7 protein-coding genes and 1 pseudogene are annotated in these 5,119 nt (G+C 65.0%); 4 read left to right on the top strand and 4 right to left on the bottom strand.

What is annotated here, in order from left to right; all coding sequences use genetic code 11:
* Nucleotides 1–435 (top strand): annotated as a pseudogene (locus Q0094_RS08190) (elongation factor 4); the annotation flags it as partial.
* A gap of 74 nt (nt 436–509) precedes the next feature.
* On the opposite strand, the gene Q0094_RS08185 reads toward Q0094_RS08190, so the two are convergent.
* Nucleotides 510–791 carry a hypothetical protein gene (locus Q0094_RS08185; protein ID WP_297617610.1) on the bottom strand — a complete coding sequence of 94 codons (282 nt, stop codon included), beginning with the start codon at nt 789–791 and terminating at the stop codon, nt 510–512.
* 211 nt (nt 792–1,002) lie between these two features.
* On the opposite strand from Q0094_RS08185, the gene Q0094_RS08180 reads away from it, so the two are divergent.
* Entirely contained in the window at nt 1,003–1,494 is a 492-nt protein-coding gene (locus Q0094_RS08180) for a cytochrome b/b6 domain-containing protein (RefSeq protein ID WP_297617608.1), read from the top strand.
* Here Q0094_RS08180 and Q0094_RS08175 read toward each other — a convergent pair.
* Nucleotides 1,491–2,252: an alpha/beta fold hydrolase gene (locus Q0094_RS08175; RefSeq protein WP_297617605.1), complete on the bottom strand. Its 762-nt coding sequence runs from the start codon at nt 2,250–2,252 to the stop codon at nt 1,491–1,493. The two genes, Q0094_RS08180 and Q0094_RS08175, sit on opposite strands and share 4 nt — an antisense overlap.
* Nucleotides 2,253–2,366: 114 nt before the next feature.
* Between Q0094_RS08175 and Q0094_RS08170 the strand changes: the two genes are divergently transcribed.
* Nucleotides 2,367–2,738, top strand: a complete 372-nt coding sequence (locus Q0094_RS08170) for a hypothetical protein (RefSeq protein ID WP_297617601.1) — start codon at nt 2,367–2,369, stop codon at nt 2,736–2,738.
* A gap of 6 nt (nt 2,739–2,744) precedes the next feature.
* Here Q0094_RS08170 and Q0094_RS08165 read toward each other — a convergent pair whose 3' ends face one another.
* Nucleotides 2,745–3,656 (bottom strand): pirin family protein, encoded by a 912-nt coding sequence (locus Q0094_RS08165; RefSeq protein ID WP_297617598.1) that lies wholly within the window; start codon nt 3,654–3,656, stop codon nt 2,745–2,747.
* Nucleotides 3,657–3,812: 156 nt separating this feature from the next.
* On the opposite strand from Q0094_RS08165, the gene Q0094_RS08160 reads away from it, so the two are divergent.
* Nucleotides 3,813–4,343: a hypothetical protein gene (locus Q0094_RS08160; RefSeq protein ID WP_297617595.1), complete on the top strand. Its 531-nt coding sequence runs from the start codon at nt 3,813–3,815 to the stop codon at nt 4,341–4,343.
* Between the two features lie 3 nt (nt 4,344–4,346).
* On the opposite strand, the gene Q0094_RS08155 is transcribed toward Q0094_RS08160, so the two are convergent.
* A partial coding sequence (locus Q0094_RS08155; RefSeq protein WP_297617592.1) for a hypothetical protein occupies nt 4,347–5,119 on the bottom strand: 773 nt, incomplete at its 5' end.

Here is a 5,119-nt window from a genome sequence, read left to right as displayed (position 1 = left end):
GATTTCTACGACCGGCTGAAATCGGTGACCAAGGGCTATGCCAGCTTTGACTATCAGATGACCGGTTACCGCGAGGATCATCTGGTCAAGATGCAGGTGCTTGTGAATGACGAACCGGTGGACGCGCTGTCGATGATGGTGCACCGCGACCGCGCCGAGGGGCGGGGCCGCCAGCTTGTCGAAAAGCTCAAGGAGCTGATCCCGCGCCACATGTTCAAGATCCCGATCCAGGCGGCCATCGGCGGCCGCGTCATCGCGCGCGAGACGCTTTCGGCCATGCGCAAGGACGTGACCGCGAAATGCTACGGCGGCGACGCCACGCGCAAGCGCAAGCTGCTGGACAAGCAAAAGGCCGGCAAGAAGAAGATGCGCCAGTTCGGCAAGGTCGAGATCCCGCAATCGGCCTTTATCAACGCCTTGAAGATGGACAGCTGAGGCGGGGATGTGTTGCACCATCCGCCGCGCGCGGATGGGCACACCCCGCGCGCGCGCGCGCGCGCCCCGCGCCCTCAATCGGGCGGTGCGCCCCTGACCGCCTCGGGATGGGCGGCCAGATACCCGCGCAACAGCGCGAAAAGCCGTCGTGCCTCGGGCAGATCGTCGGCATGCAGCGCCGCGCGGATGTCTTGGCACAACATCAGGTTCAGCTTTTGCGGCCCGCCATGCTGATGCATCAGCCGCTCGATCTCGGCCACGGCGGCCTCTTCGGTCACATGTTCATGGGCGGCCACCTGGGCGATTTCGGCCCGGGTCAGGCTGCACATATCCTCCATATCCTCGAGCGAGATCATGGGCCGTCTCCTTTGGGTCGATCCGGACAACCTTGCCTCTCACAAGCGACAGGCAGGTGGATTGACCGAGCGCAACCTTGGACCGGCCTGCGGAGCATAGGCTGCATGCACGGCGGGCCCTGTGCATGGGGCAGGTGATGTTTGGGCTGTAAAACCGGCCCGAACCCGCACAAGATGGGCCATCAGCACCCAAAGTAAGGAGACCCGGATCATGACACCCCCCCAAGGTTACAGCCGCACCCAGATCACCTTGCACTGGGTGGTCATGGTGTTGGTCGCGCTGCAGTTTCTGCTCCATGACGGCATCGCCGATGCCTATGATGTCGCCGAGGAAACCGGGCAATACGCCATGTCCGTGCCGGTGATCGGCCATATCGCGGGCGGCGGGCTGATCTTGCTGTTGGCCTGTTGGCGGCTGATCTTGCGCCATGATCGCGGCACCCCACCCCCGCCCGAGGGTGAACCGGCCGCGTTTCGCAAGGCCGGGCATCTGGCCCATCTTGCGTTCTATGCGCTGCTGATCGCCTTGCCGGTGACCGGGGCCCTGGCCTGGGGCGGGCGGCAGGACGCGGCGGCCGAGGCGCATGAGGTGCTGAAAACCCTGCTGCTTTTGCTCATCCTTGCCCATATCGGCGCGGTCGCGATGCACCAGCTGGTGTGGAAGACCGGCATCCTCGGGCGGATGATGCGCGCGCAGGATTAGGCGTTGAAAAACGCCGTGATGGCGGCTTCGAATTCGCGCGGTCGGTCGGCATGCAGCCAATGGCCCGCACCGGGGATCTTGGCAAAGCGGGCATTGGGAAACAGCGCCTTGATGGCCGGGCGATGCGCGGGCGTGACGTAATCCGACAGCGCGCCCGACAAGAACAGGCTTGGCCCGTCATAGTGGCCCGCCAGATCCGGCCAGCCCAGAATCGCGGGCATGAAGCGTTCCAGCACGTCAAGGTTCAGCCGCCAGCGCCGCGTCTTGAGATCGAGCGATTGCAGCAAGAAGGCGCGCACCCCCTCGGCGGTGACGCTCTGGGCCAGTTGCAGATCGGCATCGCGCCGCGTCTGGGTGGCCGAAAGATCCACCGCGCGCATCGCGTCGATCAGATGCTGCTGGGTGTGGCCATAGCCCACCGGAGCGATGTCGGCCACGATCAGGCGGCGCACCAGATCCGGATGGATCAGCGCCAGTGCCATTGCCGCCTTGCCCCCCATCGAATGACCCAGCACATCCGCCTGACCGCCATGGGCCGCGATCACCTGCGCCAGATCATGGGCCAGATCGGGGTAGCTGTGGCTGTCCTGCCAAGGGCTGTCACCATGGTTGCGCATGTCGACCGTGATCACCCGGCGCCCCTGATCGGACAGGCGGCGGGCGATCACACCCCAGTTGCGCGCAGAGCCAAAGAGCCCATGAGCGATGAGGATCGGAGGGCGGGCGCTGTCATCGCCCGATATGACGGTCTGCAACATGGGCACAAGGATAGGCGGTCACAGGGGCAAAAGGCCAGCCCCGCCGCAACGCTTGCGCGCAAGAGCGCAACGCTTGCATCTTTCCTGCTAGTGTTGGCCCGGGAGGGTGATTCCATGGCCAGAAAACCCCTGCAAGCCGTGCAAGAGGAATTGCGCCGGATGATGGCGACGCGCCTGAATGTGCGCGCGCCAAGCTTTCAGGCCGCCGTCAAGCGTGCTGGCCGGCTCTTGCCCGCCCATGCACGACGCGCAGCCGCCGAAATCGGGATGCTTGAGGCCCGCATGGCCCATCCACGGCTGGCCGCGCGCACCGACCCCGCCCTGATCGAACAGGCGGCACATCGCTTTCGCCGCAGCCTGGCGGCCTACAGGCCCGGCGCGCAGATCGCGCGCCAGCGCGCCCTGCTGATGGCCGAGATTGCCTTTCGGCTGGCTGTGGTGATCGGGCTGGTGCTGGCCTTTGTCTATTGGTGGACGCGGGCCTGAACCGTTTCAATGCGCGGGTTTGATGAAGGTGCCGTTGCGCAGATCGCGCATGGCCTGCTGCAATTCCGCTTGCGTGTTCATCACGATCGGCCCGTGCCATGCGACGGGTTCCTCGATGGGGGCGCCCGAGATCAACAAAAAGCGCACGCCCTTTGGCCCGGCCTGAACCGTCACCTCATCGCCGGTGCCAAAGCGGATCAGCGTGCGGTCGCCCGACAGGTCGCGAATGTTGACCTCCTGGCCCATCACTTCCTTTTCCAAAAGCACGCCTTGTGGCCGCGACGCATCCGCGAATGCCGCCGCCCCTTCGAAGACATAGGCGAAAGCCCGGCGATAGGTGTCGATCCTGAACGTCTTCCTGACGCCGGCGGGCACGGTGATGTCGAGATATTGCGGATCGGCGGCAATGCCATCGACGGGGCCGCGCTTGCCCCAGAATTCGCCTGTAATGACCCGCACATGGGTGCCGTCGTCATCGGTGACCTCGGGGATCTCGGCGCCCTGAATATCCTGATAGCGCGGCGCGGTCATCTTTTGCGCCGAGGGCAGATTGCCCCAAAGCTGAAACCCATGCATCTGGCCGCGCGCGTTTCCAAGTGGCATTTCCTGATGCAAGATGCCCGATCCGGCGGTCATCCATTGCACCGACCCCGGCCCAAGACGCCCACGATTGCCCAGACTGTCGGAATGTTCGACCGTGCCCGCCAGCACATAGGTGATGGTCTCGATCCCGCGATGGGGATGCCACGGGAACCCGTCGCGGTAGAAATGCGGATCATCATTGCGGAAATCGTCGAACAAAAGGAACGGGTCCAGTTCGGTGGGGTCCTGAAAACCAAAGGCGCGGTGCAGATGCACGCCCGCCCCCTCCATCGTGGGCTTGGCGCGGCGGGTTTCCAGAACGGGGCGGATCGACATGATGCGGGTCTCCTCTAAACGTGTTGTCCATGATCTAGTCGCCCGGGCGGTTTGGGCAAAGGGCCACATGCACACGCCGCCTGTGCGCCGATGCGCAAGCCTCGCCAAGGGCGGGCGAACAGGGTAAGCACAACCATCCCAACCCCGCGAGACACCATGCCCAAACGCAAAGACCCCGATCCCGATCCCGATGAGGTGCTGGCCACCATTGACCCGCATCCGATCCGGCGCGTGTTCACCACGGGCGTCGTGGGCATGCTGGGGCTCATCTTGGTCTATGTGGCTGCCGCCACCCCCCCCGCCGATCTGGAATGGCTGGCCTTTCTGGTGATCCTTGGGCTGGGGTCGCTCTATTTGTCATGGCGCGTCTGGGGGGCCACGGCGGTCACGCTGGAATTGACACGGACCGAATTGCGCGAGGCGGGGGGCCGGGTTCTGTTTGCACTCGATGAGGTCGACAGCGTCGACCGCTCGATCTTTGCCTTCAAGCCCGCAGGCGGGTTTCTGGTGCGGCTGAAATCGCCCACGACCCGCGGCCGCGTCTATGCCCCCGCGCTGTGGTGGCGCTGGCACAAGCGCGTGGCGGTGGGTGGCGCCACGGCAGCAAGCCAGGCCAAGCCGGTGGCCGACCTGATCCGCATCATCGTGGCCGAGATGAAGGGCGAGATGCCCGCCCGCCCAAGCTAGGGGCTATCGCAGGTCGCGGCGCGGGGAATTTGGCCAGGCCAGCCGCACCCAAAGCGATGTGCCGATCATCGCCACCAAGGAGCTGCCGATCATGCCGTAAAGCATGGCCCCGTCACCGCGGATGGACATTGTGATCACAAAGGGGAAAGCCGCCATCGACAGAAACTCTCCCAGCAAGAGCACCCGCCGCCCGAGCGGGGTGGCTGCGGTGCGCGGAAACCGCCACGGGAAGGTAAAATTCACATATATTCCGAGCAGGACGAACGCCAGCCAAAATGCCTGCGCCGGGGTGGCACCGGAGAGATGACCGAGTTGAAACCCGGTGATGAAGATCACACCCGCCAAAAGAACCGGCCCGCGCAGCATCTTGCGCAGGGCGGAGGGGCGCTTCCTGAGCCGGCGCCAGAAGCCCAAGGCGTGATGGCCGAAAAGAACCACGATCACACCGCCGAAAACCGCCCACCCCCACAGCGCCTGTGCAAGGCTGGCGTCATCGGGCGGGCGTTGCAGCACCATCAGAAGCGCAAGCAACCCGGCCATCTCCCGGCCCCGGCGACGCACCGCATGCACGCCATGGGCCACCACCGGGCGACGCGTCTGCCACAGCGCCATTGGGATGATCCAGACCCAGCCGACCGCGACCACAAGCGCGGCCTCCTGCGGATCGATCGCCTCACCCGTCGCGGCACCGATGGCAAAAAGCGCAAGCAACAGCAGGGCAGGAAACCCCGCCAGCAGCCCAAGCGCCCACCATGCGTCACGGTCGGTTTTCATGG

The sequence above is a fragment of the uncultured Roseicyclus sp. genome (genome assembly GCF_937892565.1).
Classification (GTDB): Bacteria; Pseudomonadota; Alphaproteobacteria; order Rhodobacterales; family Rhodobacteraceae; genus Roseicyclus.
This window is presented reverse-complemented; position numbering and strand designations above follow the sequence as displayed.